Genomic DNA, 20,481 nt, shown 5'->3' with positions numbered 1-20,481 from the left:
TCAGCCACCGCCGCCGGGCGCCGACTGGCCGGCACAGACGTAGCCCGCCGGGGTGTGGCGGTACCAGTTGCCGGTCGCCTCGGTGCAGGGGGCGAGCACGCGGTCGTTGCGCTGCGGCTGCGCCACCACCGGGGCCGGGGCGGTGTCCACCTCGCGGCCCGCGGCCGGACGATTGGTCACGACGAAGCCGTCCTCGTCCTCCTCCACGATCATCACGTAGCGGGCGCGCTTGGCGGGGTAGCGGATGCCGACGTCGTAGTCGCCGTCGGCCACCTTCTCCAGGATCGCGCCGGGACGCTCGCTGCCGAGCGGCGCGCAGCCCGTCCCGGCGAGCAGGACCGGCAGCAGCGCCGTCGCGGCGATCAGGGTTCGCATCATCGGGGTGTTCCTGCTCATGCCGGGCCTGCTCATGCCGGAATCGCCCGGCGCTGGGCGTTGGTGGCGACCGCGGCGGGGCCGGCGGCCTCCATCAGGTCGGGCGGGGTCGGCTCGATGCCGGCTTCGGCCAGCGTGCGGTAGACGGACCGCCAAACCAGCTCCGGCACGACGAAGCTGGCGTCGTAATCCTCGACCCAGAAGAACAGGTTGTACTTGCACAACCATTGCCCGTTGACGCCGCGGATGCCGTCGTAGCGGACGAAGGGCGGGCCGCCGGTGGCGCTGGGCATCACCTTGTCGGCGTTCTGCAGGGCGGTGGTCAGCAGGCCGCCCATCTGGCCGGGGTCGTGGCGGGCGTCGGCGTAATATTCCAGCTTCATCGACACCCGGTCGACCGCGCTGAAATTGATGACGGTCGCCTCCGACACCTTGGCGTTGGGCATGGCGACGATGAAGCCGGCGACGTTGCGTATCCGCACCGTGCGCCACGTCATGTCGACCACGACCCCGCGCACCAGATCGGTGATCTGGATGCTGTCGCCGATCTGGAACGGCCGCTCGATGTTCAGGACGATGCCGGAGAAGACGTTGGCGATGTTGGCCTGGATGGCGAGGCCGATGACCATGCCGACGAGGCCCGAGGCGGCGAGCAGGCTGGTGATCGGCTGCTTCAGGACGAAGGCGATGATGCCGCAGCCGGCGAAGCCGAAGACGATCAGGGTGGAGAAGCGGCGGACGATGCCGGGGATCTTGCGCTGGGTGCGGATCTCCAGCGGGGTCCAGACGAAGCGCTCCAGCGTGCGGTCGACCAGGATGGCCGGGACGATCCACCACAGCACGTTGACGCCGTTCACCACCATGGCGATCCCGCTCGGCGGCAGCGTCGCCACCGCCTGGTCCAGCGCGATGTTGCCGACGGACATCAGCAGCAGCGGCCAGGACAGGATGCGCATGAACAGCGTCTGGATCTTCCAGAACTGGCCGCGGTCGCGGCGGTCCATGAAGGCGGCGAAGACCGCCAGCACGGCGCTGAAGATGGCGATGTAGACGAAGAAGTCGCGATGGATGAAGTCGCGCGCCGCCGGGGAGTCCGGTGCCGCGACCACGCCGAAGTCGACGCGCGAGAAGTCCGGCTGCGGCCGCCCGAAGCCGACGTAGTTGGGATCGCCCTCGCTGCCGACCGAGGCGACGTCCTGCGAGATCCAGGCGCGCGCCAGCCGCCAGCCGGGCGACGGCGCCAGCACCCGCTTGGCGCGGAGCTGGTCGAGCAGGGTGGAGCTTTCGCTCTCGCCCTCCAGCGCGCGGCGGAAGCGGTCGGCGAGGCCGGGGTCGGCGGCGGACGCGGTCTCCGCCGCGGCCATCGCCTTCAGCTTCTCCACGAAGTCGTTGGTGTCGACCAGCGACATGCCGAGCACGTCGGTGACGAACATCACCGTGTTCCGGTTCTGCGTCCGGTGGCGGAAGCTGACGCCGACCGTCTGGCTGCCGTAGGGCGAGCGCTGGTCAAAGACGTTCAGGGCGAAGCGCCCCTCGATCCGGTAGGCGACGTAGGTGGTGACCTCGCCGCGCTCCTCGCGGTAGGGCTTGCCCAGCTCGACCGGCTTGACCGCGTTGGTGAAGACGACGTCCGCCGGGTTGAAGGCGCCGCGGTAGCGGAACCAGATCGTCAGGTTCAGCGTCGCCTCGTTGGCGTCCGGGTTCAGGTCGCGGATTTCATGAAGCTGGACGCCGGTGTAGATGACGTCCGTCTTGTACATGAAGCGGTCGTTGACGTAGAGCGCCCGGCCCTTGGTGACCTCCTCCAGGAAGTTGGAGACTCCGGCCTCGCGGATCGGCTGGAGCTGGGTCAGCGCCGCCACCGGGTTCAGGCCGTTGTAGGAGGCCATCATCACCGGCAGGGTCGCTTGGCCGCGGTTGTCGAAGGTCCAGGTGCCGACCGTGCCCTGGAAGGCGGTTTCGGCGCGGTCGTGGTCGGCGATGGCGCGGCGCAGCGCCTCGCCGTCCGGCTTACCGGTGGCGGTGTTCGTTTTGGCGATGGCGCCTGCGATGAGGTCCACGCCATCGGCGCCCAGCGCCGCCGCCCAGTCGGGCACCGCGTTGAAGCGCTTCACATACTGGCCGTAGAAGCGCTGCGCCCGCTCGTTCGCCGTGTCGAACAGCACGGGCGAGGACACCAGCAGGCCGTGGCCGTAGGCTTCCGGGGTCAGCGCCTTGGGGTTGGCCTGCGCCTGGGCGACGATCTCGGTGCGGAAGGCCGACGAGGCCATCTCCGAGCTGCCGGCGATCAGGTTGCGCACCCCGGCGTCGCGCAGCGCCACCACCACCCGCGCGCTGTCCACCGCCGAGCCGATGACGACGACGGCGCCGGTCGGCATCTTCTCCTTGACCGCCTGGGCCAGCGCCGGCAGGGCGGACGCACCGTTGCGGCCCGGCGCGAAAGTCCACTGGCCGACCAGCTTGGTGCCGAAGCGCTGGAGGATGGCGTCGAACTGCCCGGCCTGCGATGCCGCTTGCTCGCTGTCCTCGCGGACGATGGCGACGGTCGGCTCGCCGACCACGTTGCGCACGTAGTTGGCGAGGAAGCGCGTCTCGTGCGTGCGGTCCAGCGTGATGCTGAACAACCAGGGGCTGGGCGCGGCGTCGGCCGGGCGGACCAGCGGGCGCGGCGCGATCAGCGGGATTTGCCTCTGGGCGTAGATTGCCGTCGCGCTGTCGGTGGCGTCCGGCGTGTGGCCGATCACCGCGAGGACGGAGGGATCGTTGGAGACGCGCCGGGCGATCTCCAGCGACTTGCCCTTGTCGCCCTCGTCGTCGAAGGGCTTGACCACCACGGGACGGCCGGCGATGCCGCCCGCCGCGTTGATGGTATCGGCGCGCAGCGCCGCCCCCTTGCGCAGGGCCAGCCCCAGCGCCGCGTCCGGCCCGCTGAGCGGTCCGACGACGGCGACGGTCAACGGCTCGCGCGCGCTGTCGCCGAGGAAGCCGGCGCGGACAACCAGGGAGACCAGCACGGTGACGAGCATCGCCGCCGCCAGGATCAGCGCGAAGCGCGCCTTCTTGGTCAGGTGCGACCAGCGCAGCGGCGGCCGGGAGCGGGGCTGGAGCGAGCTCAGCATGGGGTGGGCCTCGGGCGGTCCGTGACGGGGTGGAGCAGGGCGAGGGGGATGTAACCCTCTCCCCTCTGGGGAGAGGGTGGCCCGGAGGGCCGGTGAGGGGGATGCGCTTTTGCCGGACGTATCGTCACGCGCAAACCCCCTCACCCTGACCCTCTCCCCAGAGGGGAGAGGGAAAGCGGCAATCAGTCCGGCCATCCTCATTGCTCCTGCATCGCGTGCTGGAGGCCGTTGAGGACCGGCGAGAACACATAGTCGAGGATGGTGCGCCGCCCAGTCAGGATGCTGCAGGTCACGCGCACGCCGGGGAACAGCTCGTAGGTCTTGCCGCCGTAGTCGAAACGGGTCACCGGCAGCTCGACGCGGACCTTGTAGTAGGACTGCTTGTTGGCGTCGAGCAGCGTGTCGGGGCTGATCGTCCGCACCCGCCCCTCGATGTGGCCGAAGCGCGAGGCGTCGCCGCCGGCCAGCGTCACCACCACCGGCTGGTCGGGGCGGACATAGCCGATGTCCTGCACCGGCAGGCGGGCGTCCACCACCAGCTTGCCGTCGCGCGGCACCAGCTCCACCACCGTCTCGCCGGCCTTGACGACGGCGCCCTTGGTGGAGACGGCCAGCGTCTTGACGATGCCGTCCATGGGGGCGCGCAGGCTGCTGCGGTCCAGGCTGTCCTGGTAGCGGGTCAGGCGCTGCGACAGCTCGTCGTGGTTGCGGCGGGCCTCGTCGAGGGCGTTGCGGCTCTCTTCCTCGTATTTGCGGCCGATCCACACCAGCTTGCTGCGCGCCTCGGCCAGCGCCGCCTCGGCCTGGGCCAGCGTGGCGCGGTCCTCGGCGATGGCGCTGCTGACGCGGGCGTCGTCGCGCAGCAGCTCCAGATGCTTCATGCGGTTGGTGATCTCGCGCTTCAGCAGGGTCTCGCTGATGGAGAGCTGCTCGCGGATCAACCCTTGAGCCACCTGGGAGCCGCCGATGCGTGCCCGCACGGCGGCCACCTGCTGCTCGCGCTGGGCGATGTCCTGGCGCTGGATGTCGAGGTCGGAGGCCAGCCGGTCGCGGCGGGCGCGGAACAGGTCGCGGGTCTGCGCCACCAGATCGGGCCGCTCGCGCAGCAGCCGCTCAGGGAAGTCGATGGCCTCGCGGCGCCCGACCTCCGCCTCCAGCCGCGCGGTGTCGGCGGACAGCGAGCCGAGGCGCAGCTTCAGCTCCTCCAGGTCGGCGCGGATCTTGGTCTGGTCCAGCTCGATCAGCGCTTGGCCGGCGGTGACCGAATCGCCTTCCTGCACCAGGATGTCGCGGACGATGCCGCCTTCGAAATGCTGGACCGACTGGTTGTAGGACAGCGGCACCACGTCGCCGGGGGCGCTGCTGGAGACGTTCAGCTCGGCGATGGCCGCCCAGCCGAGTGCTGCGAGGAAAGCGGCGATGCTAACCGCGAACAGGCCGTCGCCGAAGCGGCTTTCCGTGTCCGCGGCCTGTGTTCCCAGCAGGGCGGCCGGGAGGGCGGCTGGGATGCCGGTCGGAATCGCGGGCGGCACGGGCGCGGTGGCGGTGGCGGGCTTGCGGGTCAGCAGGGGAAGCGGCTTCATGGCGTCACCAGCCCCGCCGGCTCGCGGACGACAGCCGCGCCGGTCGACAGTCCATTGGGCGGTTGGTCGAGGTCGAGCACCAGCGAGGCGCCCTGGAGAATGCGCGGGTCGTGGGACGCGATGATCACCGTGTGGCCGCTCCGTGCCAGCTCGATCAGCGTGCGGTAGACGGTGGCGGTGCCTTCCGAGTCCAGCCCGTCGGTCGGCTCGTCGAGCAGGATCAGCCGGCCGCCGACCGCCAGGGCGCGGGCCAGCGCCAACCGGCGGCGATGGCCGGTCGGCAGCTCGTGGCCGAAGTTGCGCAGCGGCGTGTCGAGGCCCTGGGCGCAGTCGGCCACCGTGCGGTCGGCCCCGGCGCGGTGCAGGACGGCGTGAAGCTCCGTCTCCGACAGGCGCGGGTTGGCGAGCAGCAGGTTCTCGCGGATCGTCCGGTTGAGGAACACCGGCTCCTGCGGCAGCAGCCCGATCTGCTGGCGCCACCAGGAGGGGGCGAACTTGCGGATATCCACCCCGTCGGCCAGCACCGCGCCCTCCTGCGGATCGGCCAGTCCGGCGATCAGGCGGATCAGCGTCGATTTGCCCGAGCCGTTGCGGCCCTTCAGCACCAGGATGTTGCCGGCGGGCACCGACAGGCTGAGGCGGCGCAGCAGCGGCGTGACGCCGCCCGGCGGGGTGAAGGTCAGGTCGCGCAGCTCCAGCGTGCCGGCGTAGCGGGGCAGGCTGGTGCCGCCGGTCGGCTCGACCGCGGTGCGGGCGAACTGCTCCAGCCGCGCCTGCGCCTGCCGGGCCATCGCCAGGGACTCGCCGATCTGGGCCAGCCGGGTGAAGGGGGCCAGCGCGCGGCCGACCAGCAGGTTGATGCCGATCAGCGACCCGACGTCCAGCTCACCGCGCACCACCAGAACGGCGCCGGTGGCGATCACCGCCACGCCCTGGAGCGCCTGGAGGCTCTGCGCCGCCGACTGGGCGCGGCCCTGGCGCATCGACATGCGCTCGCGGACCACGCGCAGGGCCTTGGCCGCGCGCTGCCAGTCGCCGAGGAGCGGCTTGGCGCCGCCGAACAGGGCGACCGCGTCGCGCCCGACGATGGCGGTGGTGACCAGCCCCTGGGCGTCGGCGCCGGCCTGGGCGAGGTCGCGCCCGACCGCGCGCATGTCCGCCTGGGCGAGCAGCCCGGCGGCGATGGCCAGCAGCGTGAAGACGAGGCAGATCGCCGCCAGCGGCCAGGAGATCAGCGCCACCACGAGGATGAAGCCGAGCGCGAAGGGCAGGTCGAACAGCGTCGCCAGATTGGCGGAACCGAGCGCGGAGTCGATCTGCTCCGGCGCCCGCAGCGCCTCGCGCCGGGCCGCGTCGCCCTCCACCGATCCGGCGCCGCTGCGCGCGGTCATCAGGATGCCGAAAGCCCCGGTGGTCAGACGCTCGTGCTCGGCCCGCCCGATGCGCCCGGCGATGCCCAGCCGGACGTGGCGGAACAGATGCTCGAAGGCGATGGACAGCACGACGCCGACGGTCAGCGCCGCCAGCGTGGAGTCGACGCCGTGCGTCACGTAGCGGTTCAGCACCAGCATCGTGTAGAAGGAGGAGGCCAGCCCCAGCAGGTTCGCCGCCAGCGACGCCGCGAAGACGCGGGCGGTCAGCCGCAGGTTGGCGCGCAGCCGAAGCACCAGCAGACCGATGGCGCCACCGCTCATCGCTGGTCTCCCGTGCCGCGCCGGCCCTGATCGCGGAAAGCGCCGCGGCCCGGCGCGGTCAGCTTCGGCATCGGCTTGGTCTGGATGTCGGTGGCGTTCAGCCGGCCCATGGCGGCGAGCAGCCGGTAGCCGGCCAGCACCAGCTCCGTCTCCGCGGCCGCGGCGTCGCTGCGCGCGTTGATCAGCGTCGTCTCCCCCGACAGGATGTCGATCAGCGACCGCGTGCCCAGCTCGCGCTCCGACCGCGCCACGTCGAGGAAGCCGGCGGCGAGGCTCGCCTGATCGTTCAGCAACTGCACCTGGGCGCGGGCGCTTTCCAGCCGGTTCCAGCTGTTGCGGACGGTTTCCAGCACCGTGCGCTCCTGGTCGGCCCAGGTGGCGTCGGCAGCCCGCAGGTCGGCCTCGGCCAGCCGGATGCTGTTGAGCGCGGTCAGGCCGGTGTTCAGCGAGAAGGTGACCTGGAGCTTGAACAGCAGCTCGTTCTGCCGCCCGGACTGCCCGGCGACGTCGCGCTTGATGTTGTGTTCCACGAAGCCATCGATCCGCGGGTAGAGGGTGCGGCCGCGCACCGAGGTCACCGCCTCCTGCGCCGCCGCGGTGGTCAGGGCCAATTCCTGAAGGCGCGGGTTGTGGCGGCGCGCCTCCTCCACCGCCGCGTCCATCGAGACGGGCAGGCCGGCGCGCGTCATCGCCAGGACCTGGGCGTTGCTGACTTGGAAGGGGATATGGCCGAAGAAGGCCTGGAAGCGGCTCTGCGCGTTCTGCGTCGCCTCTTCCGCCGCGACGCGGCGGGCCTGGGCGCCGGCCAGCTGGCTCTTGGCCTGAAGCACGTCGGTGGAGAAGCCGAAGCCCTCCTGAAGCCGCACCTCCTCAAGCCCGGTCTGGCGGCGGATGTTGTCTTCGGACTGGCGGGCGAAGGCGAGCAACTGGTGGGCACGGACGAGGCTGGCGTAGGCGGTGAGGCCCTCCACCAGCAGCTCCTGCCGGGTGCGCTCCACCGCGATGTCGGCGCGGACCAGCGTCACCTGGGCGCGCCGGATGTCGGCGTTGGTCGCGTCGAAGTCCCAGATCAGCTGCGTCGCCCGCGCCGAAAACTGCGAGGCGTTCATGTCCGTGTTGGGCAGGCCCGCCGGCTTGGTCGTGCTCTCGCGCCCACCATTGGCCGACAGGCTCAGCGTCGGGAACCAGCCGCCATGGCTGACCCGCAGGGCGTTGCGCGCCCCGTCGGCGGCGGCCTCTGCCCCGCGCAGGCGGTCGTGGGTCTCCGTCGCCTTGCCGATCAGCGCCACCACCTCGTCGCGCGGAGACGCAACCGAAGGTTGTGGCGCTCCGGTCAGGAGCGGAAGCGCAACCGTGGCGATAAGACAAAACTTGTGCATGAGGGTCCTGGAGATCGCCGCATGTTTAGGCCGTTCGGCCTACAGCGATGATGATCTTAGTCGAGAACTCTCATACTCATTTAGGACAAAACAGTATCCAAATACCTAAAAATGCGTCGAATTCTGTCGGTCGATCATGAATTTTCTGCGACCGGCACAATCGTCGATGCATGGGTTGTGGCGTGGTGTGTGTCCGCGGTGTGAAGCGCCATAGCCCAGTCTCCGCTGTGCGCATCAAGACTGTTTTGCACAACCGGAACGGTGTCCGGCAGGCCCAGGCCGGAGGAGAGAAGTGCTGCGTAGTCGAAGCGTCCGTGATCGGCCTGAGGCACTGGCACTGGCACTGGCGACGCGGCCAGCGGCTGGCTGTGCAGCTGCGCCGCGACGGTGGCCTGCACGTCGAAGGCGACGCCGGCTACCACGCGGCTGCTGCCGTCCGCCATGGACATGCTGGTGGTGCCGAGAATGTGGTTGCCGGCCAGCGTCGTGCCGGCCGGGGTGGCCGTGGTGGCGATGGACAGGATGCCGGCGTCGGCCAGCGTGCGCAGCTCGCCCGGCTGGCTCACCCCGTCGCCGTTGGCGTCCTGCCAGACCTGGAGCGTGGCGAAGCTCTGGTCCGCGGCGTCGATGCGCCCGTCGTGGTTGCTGTCGAGCGAGGCGAGCGCCTCCAGGCTGCTGTTGAAGCCTTTTCCGAAATGTTCCGACACCAGTTCGCGCCCGTCGTCGATTTGCCCGTTGTGGTTGTCGTCGCGCACCAGCAGGGCGTTGCCCTTGCCGACCCAGCCGGTCCGGTCGGCCACGCCGTCGCCGCTGACGTCGAACAGGACGCCGTCGGTCAGCGTCCGCAGCGCCAGCCCGTCGCCGGCCATGTCCAGCACGATGGGGTCGCTGGCGACGGTGGTCAGCTTGACGTTGTCGATGCGCAGGATCGGGTTGACGCTGTTGTCGCTGGTGTCGGAGGTGCCGAAGCCCAGCGACAGGGTGGTGTTGGCCGGGATGACGACGCTGAATTTCCCGCTGGCGCTCGCGTCCTTGGCGAGCAGCGTGACCACGCCGTTGACGCTGACGAAGGCGAAGTCGTGATAGCCGGGGTCGGAGAAGATGAAGGTCCAGTCGAAGGTCAGCGTCGTGTCCTTCGTCACCGTGACGGTGGTGGCCAGCTTCATCGCGTTGCCGAAGGACGGAATGGTCCCGGTCGCCGTGGCGATGGAGCCGTGGGCAAGGCCGAGGAAGTCCTCGAGCTGAGTCGGCGTCCGGCCGCCCGCGGAGGTCAGGGTGCCCTCATGCCCGTCGCCCGTCGCATCCACCGTGGCGCCGCCGGTGTAGCTCCAGCCGGTCAGCCCCTTGTCGAAGGTGCCGTTGGGGATCAGCACGCCGGGATGCAGGGTGACGGTGTCCGTCGCGGTGGAGAAGGCGCTGCCGTCGCCGATGGTGACGGCGACCTTGGAGCCGGCGCTGCCGGTGGTTTGGTCCCAGGCCCGGATGGTCAGGGCGCCGTTGACGGTGGCCGGCACCGCGGCGTTGGGCTGGAAGTAGAGCCGGTCGGTGGCGCGCAGCAGAAGGGCGGAATCGCTGTCGTTGACCGCGCCGACGAGGCTCCAGGTCGCGCCGTTGTCGGTGGAGAACCACCAGCGGCCATAGCTCTCGTTGGTGCCGGTCAGGGCGATGCCGACGACGGCCCCGGCGTCCGTGTCGGTGACATTGCCGGGGCCGCTGCCGTTCAGCCCGACCAGCTTGGACACCGCGAAGCCGACCGTGCCCGCGGTGGGGGCGGCCAGGGCCTCCGCCGCCACGGCCACGTCGAGGTTGGTGTCGATCAGAACGGGGGAGGCGTTCGGCGGCGTCACGGTGACGCCGATGGTGACGGTCGCGGTCAGTGGTCCGCCGGCCCCGCCGTTGCCGAGATCGTTCACGACGATCCGGATGGCGTCGGCCCCGGTGTAGGTACTGGCCGTGTAGAGGAGCCCGTTGGCGGCGCCGAGCAGCCCGTTGATGGTGGCGAGCGTCGCGCGGATGGTGACGGTGTCCGTTCCGTTGCCGGTGATGACGGCGTCCCACCCGGCGCTGGCCAGAGTGAGCGTGCCGTGGCCGGCGGTCAGCGTGACCAGCATCGGCAGCGCGCCGGCGTCGACGTCGGACACCGACAGGCCGGTGACCGCCACCGCCACGCCCTTCATCGTCGCCAGCGCCGTCGTGCCGGCGGTGATCTGCGGCGCGTCGTTGACGGGAGTGACGGTTCCGGTCAGGGCGATGGTGTCGGCGCTGTAGACGGTGCTGCCGCCGACTCCGGCCGTCAGGTCCACGCGGCCGCCGGTGACGACGGGGGCGCCGCCGTCCTCGATCAGCCGGACGGTCAGGGCCGGGGTGGTACCGTTCCAGTCGGCGGCGGGAAGGAAGCGCAGCATTGCGCTGGCGGCGACGACCAGGGCCGAGCCTTCCGCCACCGCGCCTACGGTGATCCAGGCGAAGCCCGACCAGTACTGCCAGACGCCCTGCCCGGCGGTCGCCGTGTTGCCGACGATGGCGACGCCGGCGAAGCCGTTGGCGGAGGAGCCGCCCGTCACGGCGTCCGCCGGGTCGGAGAACAGGTGGCCGAACAGGGCGGTGACGCTGGTGCCAGCCGGGTTGACGGTGTCCTCGGCGATCGTCGGCAGGGTCGCCGTCGTACCCGTCGCCACCGGGGCGTCGTTGACCGGAATGACCGTGCCCGTCAGCGCGATGGTGCCGGCGCTGTAGGCGGTGCTGCCGCCGACGCTCGTCGCGTCGACCCGCGCGCCGCTGGCGATCGGGCCTTGCGACGTGTCGACCAGCCGGACGGTCAGGGCGGGCGTGTTGCCGTTCCAGTTGGCGGCGGGAACGAAGCGCAGCGCCGTGTTCGCCGCCAGCAGCAGGCCGTTGCCGCCGCTGACCGCGCCGATGTCGGCCCAGGCCGTCCCGGTCCAATACTGCCACGCCCCTTGCGCCAGGGTGGCGGCGTTGCCGACCACCACCACGCCGGCCAGCGTGTCGGCCGCCGACCCGCCGCTCACCGCGTCGGCGGCGTCGGAGAACAGGGGACCGAACAGGCTGGCGACGGTGGTGCCCGTGGGGTTGGCGGTGTCCTCGGCGATGGTCGGCAGCGTGGCCGCCGTGCCCGTCGCCACGGGGGCGTCGTTGACGGGGGTGACCGAGGTGGTCAGGGCGACGGTGCCGGCGCTGTAGCGGCTGTCGCCGCCCACACTCGCCAGGGCGACCCGCCCACCGCTGGTCACGGCCCCTTGGGAGTCGTCGATCAGCCGGACGGTCAAAGCCGGGGTGGTGCCGTTCCAGTTGGCCGCGGGAACGAAGCGCAGCGCCGTGTTGGCGGCCAGCAGCAGGGCGTTGCCGTCCGAGGTCGCCCCCACGGCGGTCCAGCCCGTGCCGGTCCAGTACTGCCAGACGCCTTGCGAGGTCGCCGCGTTGCCGACGATGGCAATCCCGGCGAAACCGTTGGCGGCGGAACCGCCGCTCACGGCGTCCGTCGCGTCGGAGAACAGGTGGGCGAACAGGCTGGTGACCGTGGCGCCCGCCGGGTTGACGGTGTCCTCGGCGATCGTCGGCAGGACGGCGGTCGTTCCGGTGGCGACCGGCGCGTCGTTGATGGGAGTGACGGTTCCGGTCAGCGCGATGGTCCCAGCGCTGTAGACGGTGCTGCCACCGACGCCGCCGGTCAGGTCGACGCGGGTGCCGGTGACCAGCGGCGGGCCGCCGTCCTCGACCAACCGGACCGTCAGGGCGGGCGTGGTGCCGTTCCAGTTGGCGGTGGGAACGAAGCGCAGCGCCGTGTTGGCGGCCAGCAGCAGCCCGTTGGCGTCGCTCGCCGAGCCGATGCCGGCCCAGGCGGTGCCCGTCCAGTACTGCCAGACGCCTTGCGTGGTCGCCGCGTTGCCGACCACCACGACGCCGGCGAAGCCGTTGGCGGTGGACCCGTCGCTGACCGCGTCGGCGGCGTCGGAGAACAGGTGACCGAACAGGGCGGAGACCGTGGCGCCCGCCGGGTTGGCGGTGTCTTCGGCGATGGTCGGCAGGGTGGCCGTCGTGCCGGTCGCCACCGGAGCGTCGTTGACCGCGCTGACCGCTGTGTTGAGGGCGATGGTGCCCAGGCTGTAGCGGCTGTCCCCGCCGGCGCCCGTCACGTCCGCCCGCTCGCCGCTGGTGACCGGGCCTTGCGAATCGTCGATCAGGCGGACCATCAGGCTTGGCGGCACGCCGTTCCAATCGGCGGCGGGCAGGAAGCGCAGCTTGGTGCCGGCGGACAGCAGCAGGGCGTCGCCATTCGACACCGTTCCCACGGCGGTCCAGGCCGTGCCGGTCCAGTATTGCCATTGTCCCTGGGCGGTGTCCGCACCGTTGGCGATCACCGCCACGCCGGCGAAGCCGTTCGCGGCGGACCCGTCCGCCACGGCGTCCGCCGGGTCGGAGAACAGGTGGGCGAACAGGGTGGAGACGGTGGCGCCGGATGGATCGGCGGCGTCTTCGGCGACCGCCGGCAGAAGCGTCGTCGTTCCGGTCGCGACCGGCGCGTCGTTGACCGGGGTGATGGTCCCGGTCAGCGCGATGGTGCCGGCGCTGTAAACGGTGCTGCCGCCGACGCCGGTCGTCAGGTCGACGCGGCCACCGGTGACGACGGGCGCGCCGCCGTCCTCGATCAGCCGGACGGTCAGGGCCGGGGTGGTGCCGTTCCAGTTGGCCGCCGGCAGGAAGCGCAGCTTGGCGTCGGCGGCGAGGATCAGCGCCGTTCCCTCCGCGACATCGCCCACGGCGGTCCAGGCGGAACCGGTCCAATATTGCCAGACGCCCTGCGCGGCGGTCGCTGCGTTGCCGACCACCGCCACACCGGCGAAGCCGTTGCCGGCGGAGCCGAAGACGGCGTCGGTGGGGTCGGAGAACAGCCCGCCGAACAGCGACGCGACGCTGGCGCCCGCCGGATCGGCGCTGTCTTCCGCGATGGGAGCCAGGACCGCTTGTGCGCCGGTCGCCACCGGGGCGCCGTTCACCGGGGTCACTTCCAGCGTCAAGGAGGCGACATCCCCCGACAGCGGGGTGGTGCCGCCGACGCCGGTCAGCGTGAACAGCCGGTGCTCGGCGCCGCTGAAGCCTTCGGCCCATTCGCCGTTCACCGCCCGCAGCCCGAGCGACGGTGCGGTGCCGTTCCAGTTGGCGGCCGGCAGGAAGCGCAGCATTGCGCTGTCCGGAAGCACGAGCGCCGAGCCGTCGCCGACCGTGCCCACCGCCAGCCACACGCTGCCGTCCACGCTGTATTGCCAGACGCCGGACGGGGAGTCCGGGTTCGCCACCACGGCGACGCCGATCACGCTGCTGCCGGCCTCGCCGGGCCGGAACATCGCCTCGATCAGGTGGAAGACGGCGAAGCCGGCCGGTGCCGCGGTGCCCTCGGCGATCGCCAGGGCCTTCGCGAAGGCCGCCGCGTCGAAGCCGGCCGAGAGGGTGGGGGCCGCCACCGGCGGCACCGTCGCGGGCAGGGTGGCGGCGGCCGCCTCGATGGCGCGGGCCACCTGCTGCTGGATTTGCGCGGCGACGGCGAAGGGGTCGCTGGTCAGCGCCTTGGTGACCGCCGGGGCGGCGGGCGGGGCGCTGGTGATGGGCGTGGGGGCGGTGACGCTCGGCGCGGCGGTGTCGGCGCTCTTGGCGGTTCCGGCCGCGTCGAAGCTGATCGGCTTCAGCGCGGGTTCGCTTCCCATGCTGGATTTGGCGGGGGCCGGAGACGCCTCGCCCTCTGCCGATGAGGCGTCGGTGGAGGCGTCGGCGGCTTCGCCCTTCGCGTTCTCCTTGGCCCCGTCCTCCTTGGTGCCTTCCTCTTTGGCGCCGTCCTTCTCGCCGCCCTCTTCCTTGCCGCCCTCCTTGCCCTCGGCCGGGGCTTCGGCAACCTGCTCGGCGGTTTTCTCCCCGCCGCCCTTGTCGCCGCCCTTGTCGCCGCCCTTGTCGCCGCCCTTATCGCCGTCTCCTTTGGCGCCGTCCTTGGCCGTCTCTCCCGCGGGTGGTGGGTTGGCGAGATCGGCCAGCGCCTTGTTTTCGGGGGACACGGGAACTTCGCTGCCCTGGGCGTTCTGCTGCACCGTCTCCGCCGTCTGGCGGGCGGCGGCGAGCGCCGATCCGGGGGCACGCCCGTCCGCCAGCGCCTGCCCGAGCGCGGCGTTGAAGGCGGCGCCGGACCCGCCGAGCGCCTGCACCGCCTGCTGGACGTTCTGCCCGCTGGCGAGCGCCGCGATCAGCCCGTCGCTCTTGACGCCCTTCGCGGTTTCGGCGGACAGGGCCAGCGCGGTGGACACGGTCTGCCGCGCCGAGCCCAGCGCGCCGGACATCTCCTGACCGCTGGACAGGGCCCGCCCCAGCGCCTCGCCGAAGCCGCCGGCCGCCGCGCCGTCGAGCCCGGCGGCGGCGGCGAAGGTCTTGACGGTGGCCGCCACGTTCTGGCCGGACGACAGCGAGGCGACCAGCGCGTCCGCCGGCTTCGCCGGAACGGCGGCGGCCTCCTGCCGGGCCGCCATGTCCGTCTGCGCCCGTGCCGAGGCGCCGAGCGCCGCGTCGGGTTGCGCGCCCTGTGCCAGCGCGTCGTTCAGGACGCTGGTGAAGGCGGGGTTGCCGGCCAGAGCGCCGCTTGCACCGTCCGTCTTTCCGGCGGCGAGGGCGCCGAGCAGGCGCGCGCCGTCGGTCTGTTCGACCGCGACGGACTTGGTCTGGACCGTGCCGGCGGCGCTCAACGCTTGAGCCTCGGCAATGGCGCCGGCGGCGTCGGCGCCGCTGGACAGGGCGTGTTCCAGCGCTTCGGCGAAGTGACCGCCCGCAGCAGGGCCGAGCGCCGTCACCGCGTCCTGCACCCCCACGCCGGAGGCGAGCGCCGCGGCGAGCTTGTCGGACGGCGAGACGGGAGCGGCGTCCGGCATCGCCGGGGCGGTGGGGGGAACGGTCAGAGCCTGCGACAGGGCGGCGATCGGGTCGGCGGCGCCCGCCGGGCGGGCCGCCGGGTCCATCACCCCGCTGAACAGCGCCGCCGACAGGTCGGACGCCGTCTTGGAATCGTTCGCGCTGCTCGGCCCGATTCCCTGTCCCTGGGCCAGGGCGACGGCCAAGCGCTGCTCCCCGGTCAGAGCCGCGGTTTCCTGGGCGGCTTGCGCCATGCGCGCTGCGGTGCCGGCGGCGATCCGGCTCGCCTGTGCAATGGCGTCGTCGGGCGTGGCGCTGGCGCCGACCCCCGCCGCGACGTCGCGCATCCAGCCGTCCGCCACGCTGCCCGCGGCGCCTTCCGGCAAGCCCTGTCCGGTCAGCGCCGCCGCCAGCTTCTCCTGCACGGCTTTGAGCGCGCCGGGATCGCCACCCAGCAGCACCGCCGCCGCTTCGGACGCCAGGGCATCGGGGATGGTCAGGAGCGGGGCGGTGGCGTCCAGGGTGTCCGGCATAGTGGCCCTCTCGCCATCGCGGCGGTCGCGTATCGGGAAGGCCAATAACAAAGTGATTTGTTAAAGAAATTCTGAACGCTGCCGGTCTTTTGGCCAATCTGAAGTTAATTCTTCTCGGATCGGTGGTCACACAACAACGAAATCCCCGCAGGGCGGGGATGGTTACTGCATGAATTTTGGCTCATGCAGAAGCAAATTGTCGATTATTGATGCATTTGAGACTTCGGTTGTAAAAGAGAGGAAGGCGCCTTTCTGAAAAGTGGTGTTCAGGAACGGCGCCGCCTTTGTCATTCCACCTGGGGATGCAGAGGCGGCGCCGTCCGTGCGGATCGCGTCAGGAGGCCGTCCGGATGGTGCCGACGCGCCCGCCGGCCAGGAAGTCCTCCGCGGCCCGCCCGCCGACGCGGAGGCCGCTGTCCTTCTCGAACAGGGAGAAGTCCTTCAGCAGGCAGTCGATGCCGACCGCCTCGCCGACGCGCAGCTCGCTGTAGCCGGGGACGGAGACCATCACCTCGTCCGTCAGGCCGCCGTCGTCGTCGTGGGCGGTGTGGACTCCGGACAGCTTCACCGAGATCAGCGATTCCGCCCCCACATGCTCGACCAGGGTGACGGTGCCCGGCAGGCTCTTGCCCTGGCCCGGCGGGACGACGGCGAGCGCGCCGGGGCGCAGGCCCAGCCACACCTTCATGCGGCTGGTGCCGCCCGGGCGCTCCGCCTTGTCCGGCAGCGGCAGGACGCTGTTGCCGATGCGCACGGTCATGCCCTCGACCTCGGCGTCGATCAGGTTCATCGGCGGCGTGCCGATGAAACGGGCGACGTAGGTGTTGGCCGGCTTCTCGTAGATCTCGCGCGGGGTGCCGTATTGCTGGAGATGCCCGTCGCGCATCAGCGCGATGCGGGTGCCCATGGTCATCGCCTCGATCTGGTCGTGGGTGACGTAGACGAAGTTGCCGCCGACCCGCTGGTGGAGCTGGGTGATCTCCGCCCGCATGGCGGTGCGCAGCTTGGCGTCGAGGTTCGACAGCGGTTCGTCCATCAGGAAGGCCGACGGCTCGCGCACCATGGCGCGGCCGAGCGCCACGCGCTGGCGCTGGCCGCCCGACAGGGTGCGCGGGTGACGGTCCAGCACCTTGGTCAGAGCCAGCGTGTCGGCGGTGCGCTCCACCAGCTCGCGCACCTCCGGCGAGTTCTCGATGCGGCGCTTGAAGTAGTCGCCGATGAAGGGGATGTGGAACCACCAGCGGAACTGCCGCATGATCAGCGGGAAGGCGATGTTCCGCCGCACCGTCATGTGCGGGTAGAGCGCGTAGGACTGGAAGACGAAGGCCATGTCGCGGTCGCTGGGCGGCAGTTCGTCGACCCGCTTGCCGCCGAGATGGATCTCGCCGCTGGTCACCGTCTCAAGCCCCGCGATCATGCGCAGGATGGTGGACTTGCCGCAGCCCGACGGGCCGAGCAGCACCAGGAACTCGTCGTCGCCGGCCTCCAGGCTCACGTTGTCGATCACGGTCAGCGAACCGAAGGACTTCGTGACGTTCTGCAGTTTGATAGCCATGGGCTTTTCCCTTTTATCTCTCGGGCGTGTCGGTGCAAGGGGGGCGGGATCGGCCCACGGTCAGCCCTTGACGCCGCCGGTCGTCATGCCGGCGACCACGTAGCGTTGGACGAACAGGTAGAAGACGACCGCCGGCAGCGTGTAGATGAAGCCGACCGCCATGACCGTGTGCACCGGCGTGCTCAGCTCGCCCACGAAGCTGGCGAGGCCGACCGAGGCGGTGCGCAGGGCGTCGTCGCTGATGAAGGTCTGGGCGAAGACATACTCGTTCCAGCCGTGGAAGAAGGCGATCACCGCCGCGGCGGCCAATGTCGGCGCGATCAGCGGCACCACCACCGCCAGCACGATGCCGAGGCGGGAGCAGCCGTCGACCCTTGCGGCCTCCTCGATCTCCGACGGCACGCCGTCGATGGCGCCCTTCAGGATCCAGGTCACCACCGGCACCGTGAAGGCCGTGTTGGCCAGGATCAGGCCGAGCAGCGTGTTGAGCAGCGACAGCTTGGTGAAGATGTCGTAGAGCGGCACCACCAGCATCGCTTCCGGCAGCATCTGCGTCATGAACAGCGCGAAGCCGAGCAGCAGCTTGCCGTTGAAGGTCAGCCGCGACAGAGCGTAGGCCGGCAGCACCGACAAAAGGATGCTCAGCACCGTCGTGCCGACCGCGACGATCAGGCTGTTGACCAGCCATTGGCGCAGCGAGGTCTCGGTGAAGGCGGCGGCGTAGGTGCCGATCTGCGACAGCGTCGGCAGCAGGTTCGGCGTGTCGTCGAACAGCCGCTCCGACGGGGTGAGCGAGGTCACCAGCATCCAGTAGAGCGGGAAGGCCGCCACCCCGAGGAGGACCAGGACGGCGAGCGTGCGGGCCGTGGAATTGTGTTTCATGAGATCACCGTTTCCCGGCGGCCTTTTCCGCCCGCGTCGACAGCCAGAAATAGACCAGCGTCACCAGGATCGCGACGACCAGCCCGATGATGCCCACCGCCGCCGCCCGGCCGAGGTCGAGATAGACGAAGGCGCGGCGGTAGAGGTCGATGACCAGCGTGTTGGTCTCGCCCAGCGGACCGCCCTGGGTCATCAGCCAGATCACGTCGAAGCGGCGCAGCGACCACACGGTGATGAGCAGGGTCAGCAGGGCCACCGACGGGCGGATGGTCGGCCAGGTGACGGCGCGGAAGATGCTCAGCCGGTCGGCCCCGTCGATCACCGCCGCCTCGCGCAGCTCCGACGGCACGCCCTGGAGGGCGGCCAGGATGACGACGGAGGAGAAGGGGAAGATCTGCCAGATCGTGGTGATCAGGATGGCCGGCAGGGCGAAGGACGGCTCGTCCAGCCAGTTCACCCCACCCTCGGCGAAGCCCACGAACTGGGCGAGGTGGCTGAACAGGCCGTACTGCGCGTTGAACATCCACACGAAGATCAGCGCCGCGGCGACCGGCGGGGCGGCCCACGGAATGGTGACCAGCGCGCGGGCGATGCCGCGCCCCCGGAAGGTGCCGTCGAGCAGCAGCGCCGCCAGCAGGCCGAGCCCGATGGAGGCGACCACGCAGACCAGCGTGTAGACCGCGGTGACGCGCAGGACCTGATGGAACTCCGGGTCGAAGACGAGTTCGCGGTAATTGTCCAGCCCGACGTAGGTCTGCTGGCCCGGCGAGAGCAGCGAGGTGGAGGTGACGCTGAGCAGGAATTCCTGCACCAGCGGGTAGCCCTGGAAGACCAGGAGGTAGAGCGCCACCGGGGCGACGAAGAGCGCGGGAACCCAGCGGCCATGGTCGATCGGCGCGCGCCGCGCGGCGGCCCTGGGCTGGCTCACGGTCCTGCTCATCATGATGCGGTATCCGGAGTTGGGACCACGGCGATCGCATCCGACATTCCCTCTCCCCTCTGGGGAGAGGGTTAGGGTGAGGGGGTTGCGCTTTTGCCGAACGTACGGTTATGCGCAACCCCCTCACCGGCCCTTCGGGCCACCCTCTCCCCAGGGGGGAGAGGGCTAAAAGGATGGACGAATGCGATCGCCCTGGAATTGTGCGGGCGTTACTTTTGGGCGAGCACGCGGGCGGTGATCAGACGCTGCGCCTCGTCCATGGCGGTCTGCGGGGCGACGCCGCCCTGGAGCACCTTGAGGAGCTGCTGGACGATGATCTGCTGGATCTCCGGCGCCTTGGTCTCAAGCCCCTGCGGCAGGGCCGGCACGCTGTTCGGGGTCTGCGCGTCGTACACCTTCAGCCAGGGCATGGCCTGAAGCTCCTCCGGCGTGCGCTCCACCGTCGTCGCGACGTTGGCGGCGCCGAGCAGGGTCTGGAGTTCCTGCTGCTGCTGGGGCTGGAGCGCCCATTGCAGGAACTTGCCGGCGGCGTCCTTCACCTTGGTGTTGGCGTTGATGGTCACCGGAGCCAGGATCATGCCCTGTTCCTTGTGCGGGAAGGGCGACGGGGCGGCGGCGATGGGGTGCGCCTTGCCCTGCGAGGTCAGGATGGTGGCGACGCCGCCGTTGTCGATCTCCATGGCGACCTTGCCTTCCCAGAACATCCGCCGGTAGGTGGCGGCGTCGGTGCCCTTGGGGATCATGCCGGCGTCGTACACGGTCTTGTAGGCGGCGACGCCCGCCACGACCTCCGGGCTGTTGAAGGTCGGCGTGCCGTCCGGCTTGGACCAGCGCCCGCCGAAGCCGTAGACGAAGTTGGTCAGGTCGTACCAGACGCCGCCGCGCTCGGCCATCGTGGCGCGGAAGGCGAAGCCGTAGTTGCCGTCCTTCGTCGCCTCCTTGCCGAGCTTCACGAACTCCTCGAAGGTCTTGGGTGGCGTGCCGTTGGGCAGCAGCGCGGCGTTGTAGACCATCGCGTAGTTGGCGGTGTCGAAGGCGAAGCCGTAGCGCTTGCCCTCGACCTTCATGTACTGGTCGGCGGCGGTGAAGTTGTGGGCGCCGTCCTTCACAATGTCGTCGATCGGCAGGACCGACTTGGCGGCCACCGCGGCGTAGAACTCCGGCAGGTCGAAGCGGATCACGTCGGGGCCGCCGTTGCCGCCCATCTGCGTGAAGATGGTGGTGGCGAAGGAGGAGAAGGGGATGGTGACCGGCTTCACCTCGATGTCGGGCTGGGACTGGTTGAACTTTTCCACCCAGGCCTTCAGCCGGTCGCCGCGGCCGACCTCGGCGAAGTGGGACGCAGCGAAGGTCACCACCGTCTTGCCCGACGATTGGGCCAGGGCGACCGACGCGGTGCCCAGCGCCAAGGCGGCGGCGAGCCCGCCGGCCAGAAGGGGGGTGATGCCCGTGATTGCGCTCAGAAACGGCTTCATGCTGCGTCCTCCTCTGAATTTGTTCGTTTACTGTCTTTTTTGG

At 70.6% G+C, this 20,481-nt stretch carries 10 protein-coding genes; all 10 read right to left on the bottom strand.

What is annotated here, in order from left to right; genetic code table 11:
• On the bottom strand, positions 1–396 hold the full coding sequence (locus ABAZ39_RS20910; RefSeq protein ID WP_144243602.1) for a hypothetical protein: 396 nt from the start codon (positions 394–396) through the stop codon (positions 1–3).
• Between the two features lie 11 nt (positions 397–407).
• Positions 408–3,494, bottom strand: a complete 3,087-nt coding sequence (locus ABAZ39_RS20905; protein WP_040134654.1) for an ABC transporter substrate-binding protein — start codon at positions 3,492–3,494, stop codon at positions 408–410.
• Between the two features lie 197 nt (positions 3,495–3,691).
• A complete protein-coding gene (locus tag ABAZ39_RS20900; RefSeq protein ID WP_051658310.1) occupies positions 3,692–5,077 on the bottom strand; it encodes an HlyD family type I secretion periplasmic adaptor subunit in 1,386 nt (461 codons plus the stop codon).
• Positions 5,074–6,771 (bottom strand): ATP-binding cassette domain-containing protein, encoded by a 1,698-nt coding sequence (locus ABAZ39_RS20895; protein ID WP_040134652.1) that lies wholly within the window; start codon positions 6,769–6,771, stop codon positions 5,074–5,076. Before ABAZ39_RS20895 ends, ABAZ39_RS20900 begins: the two co-directional genes overlap by 4 nt.
• Positions 6,768–8,060, bottom strand: coding sequence for a TolC family protein (locus ABAZ39_RS20890; RefSeq protein WP_247881670.1), 1,293 nt, complete (start codon positions 8,058–8,060; stop codon positions 6,768–6,770). The genes ABAZ39_RS20895 and ABAZ39_RS20890 overlap by 4 nt, the downstream gene beginning before the upstream one ends.
• A gap of 224 nt (positions 8,061–8,284) precedes the next feature.
• Positions 8,285–15,586: an SPM autocatalytic domain-containing protein gene (locus ABAZ39_RS20885; RefSeq protein ID WP_040134646.1), complete on the bottom strand. Its 7,302-nt coding sequence runs from the start codon at positions 15,584–15,586 to the stop codon at positions 8,285–8,287.
• Between the two features lie 334 nt (positions 15,587–15,920).
• Positions 15,921–17,141: an ABC transporter ATP-binding protein gene (locus ABAZ39_RS20880; RefSeq protein WP_051658309.1), complete on the bottom strand. Its 1,221-nt coding sequence runs from the start codon at positions 17,139–17,141 to the stop codon at positions 15,921–15,923.
• Positions 17,142–17,201: 60 nt separating this feature from the next.
• The gene (locus tag ABAZ39_RS20875; protein WP_035677626.1) at positions 17,202–18,023 is read right to left on the bottom strand and encodes a carbohydrate ABC transporter permease; all 822 of its coding nucleotides are present in this window, start codon (positions 18,021–18,023) and stop codon (positions 17,202–17,204) included.
• Between the two features lie 4 nt (positions 18,024–18,027).
• Positions 18,028–18,966, bottom strand: a complete 939-nt coding sequence (locus ABAZ39_RS20870; protein WP_144243601.1) for a carbohydrate ABC transporter permease — start codon at positions 18,964–18,966, stop codon at positions 18,028–18,030.
• Positions 18,967–19,172: 206 nt separating this feature from the next.
• Entirely contained in the window at positions 19,173–20,438 is a 1,266-nt protein-coding gene (locus ABAZ39_RS20865) for an ABC transporter substrate-binding protein (RefSeq protein ID WP_051658308.1), read from the bottom strand.
• Between the last annotated feature and the right edge of the window lie 43 nt (positions 20,439–20,481).

Origin of the sequence: Azospirillum argentinense (assembly GCF_000632475.1) — a bacterium.
Lineage (GTDB): Bacteria > Pseudomonadota > Alphaproteobacteria > Azospirillales > Azospirillaceae > Azospirillum > Azospirillum baldaniorum.
The sequence above is the reverse complement of the archived record's forward strand: the minus strand, read 5'-3'. Positions and strand labels throughout refer to the sequence as shown.

Excerpts from the sequence above, each read along its gene's own strand:
- ABAZ39_RS20910 (WP_144243602.1), bottom strand. The coding sequence starts at position 396 with ATGAGCAGGAACACCCCGATGATGCGAACCCTGATCGCCGCGACGGCG.
- ABAZ39_RS20905 (WP_040134654.1), bottom strand. The coding sequence starts at position 3,494 with ATGCTGAGCTCGCTCCAGCCCCGCTCCCGGCCGCCGCTGCGCTGGTCG.
- ABAZ39_RS20900 (WP_051658310.1), bottom strand. The coding sequence starts at position 5,077 with ATGAAGCCGCTTCCCCTGCTGACCCGCAAGCCCGCCACCGCCACCGCG.
- ABAZ39_RS20895 (WP_040134652.1), bottom strand. The coding sequence starts at position 6,771 with ATGAGCGGTGGCGCCATCGGTCTGCTGGTGCTTCGGCTGCGCGCCAAC.
- ABAZ39_RS20885 (WP_040134646.1), bottom strand. The coding sequence starts at position 15,586 with ATGCCGGACACCCTGGACGCCACCGCCCCGCTCCTGACCATCCCCGAT.
- ABAZ39_RS20880 (WP_051658309.1), bottom strand. The coding sequence starts at position 17,141 with ATGGCTATCAAACTGCAGAACGTCACGAAGTCCTTCGGTTCGCTGACC.
- ABAZ39_RS20875 (WP_035677626.1), bottom strand. The coding sequence starts at position 18,023 with ATGAAACACAATTCCACGGCCCGCACGCTCGCCGTCCTGGTCCTCCTC.
- ABAZ39_RS20870 (WP_144243601.1), bottom strand. The coding sequence starts at position 18,966 with ATGATGAGCAGGACCGTGAGCCAGCCCAGGGCCGCCGCGCGGCGCGCG.
- ABAZ39_RS20865 (WP_051658308.1), bottom strand. The coding sequence starts at position 20,438 with ATGAAGCCGTTTCTGAGCGCAATCACGGGCATCACCCCCCTTCTGGCC.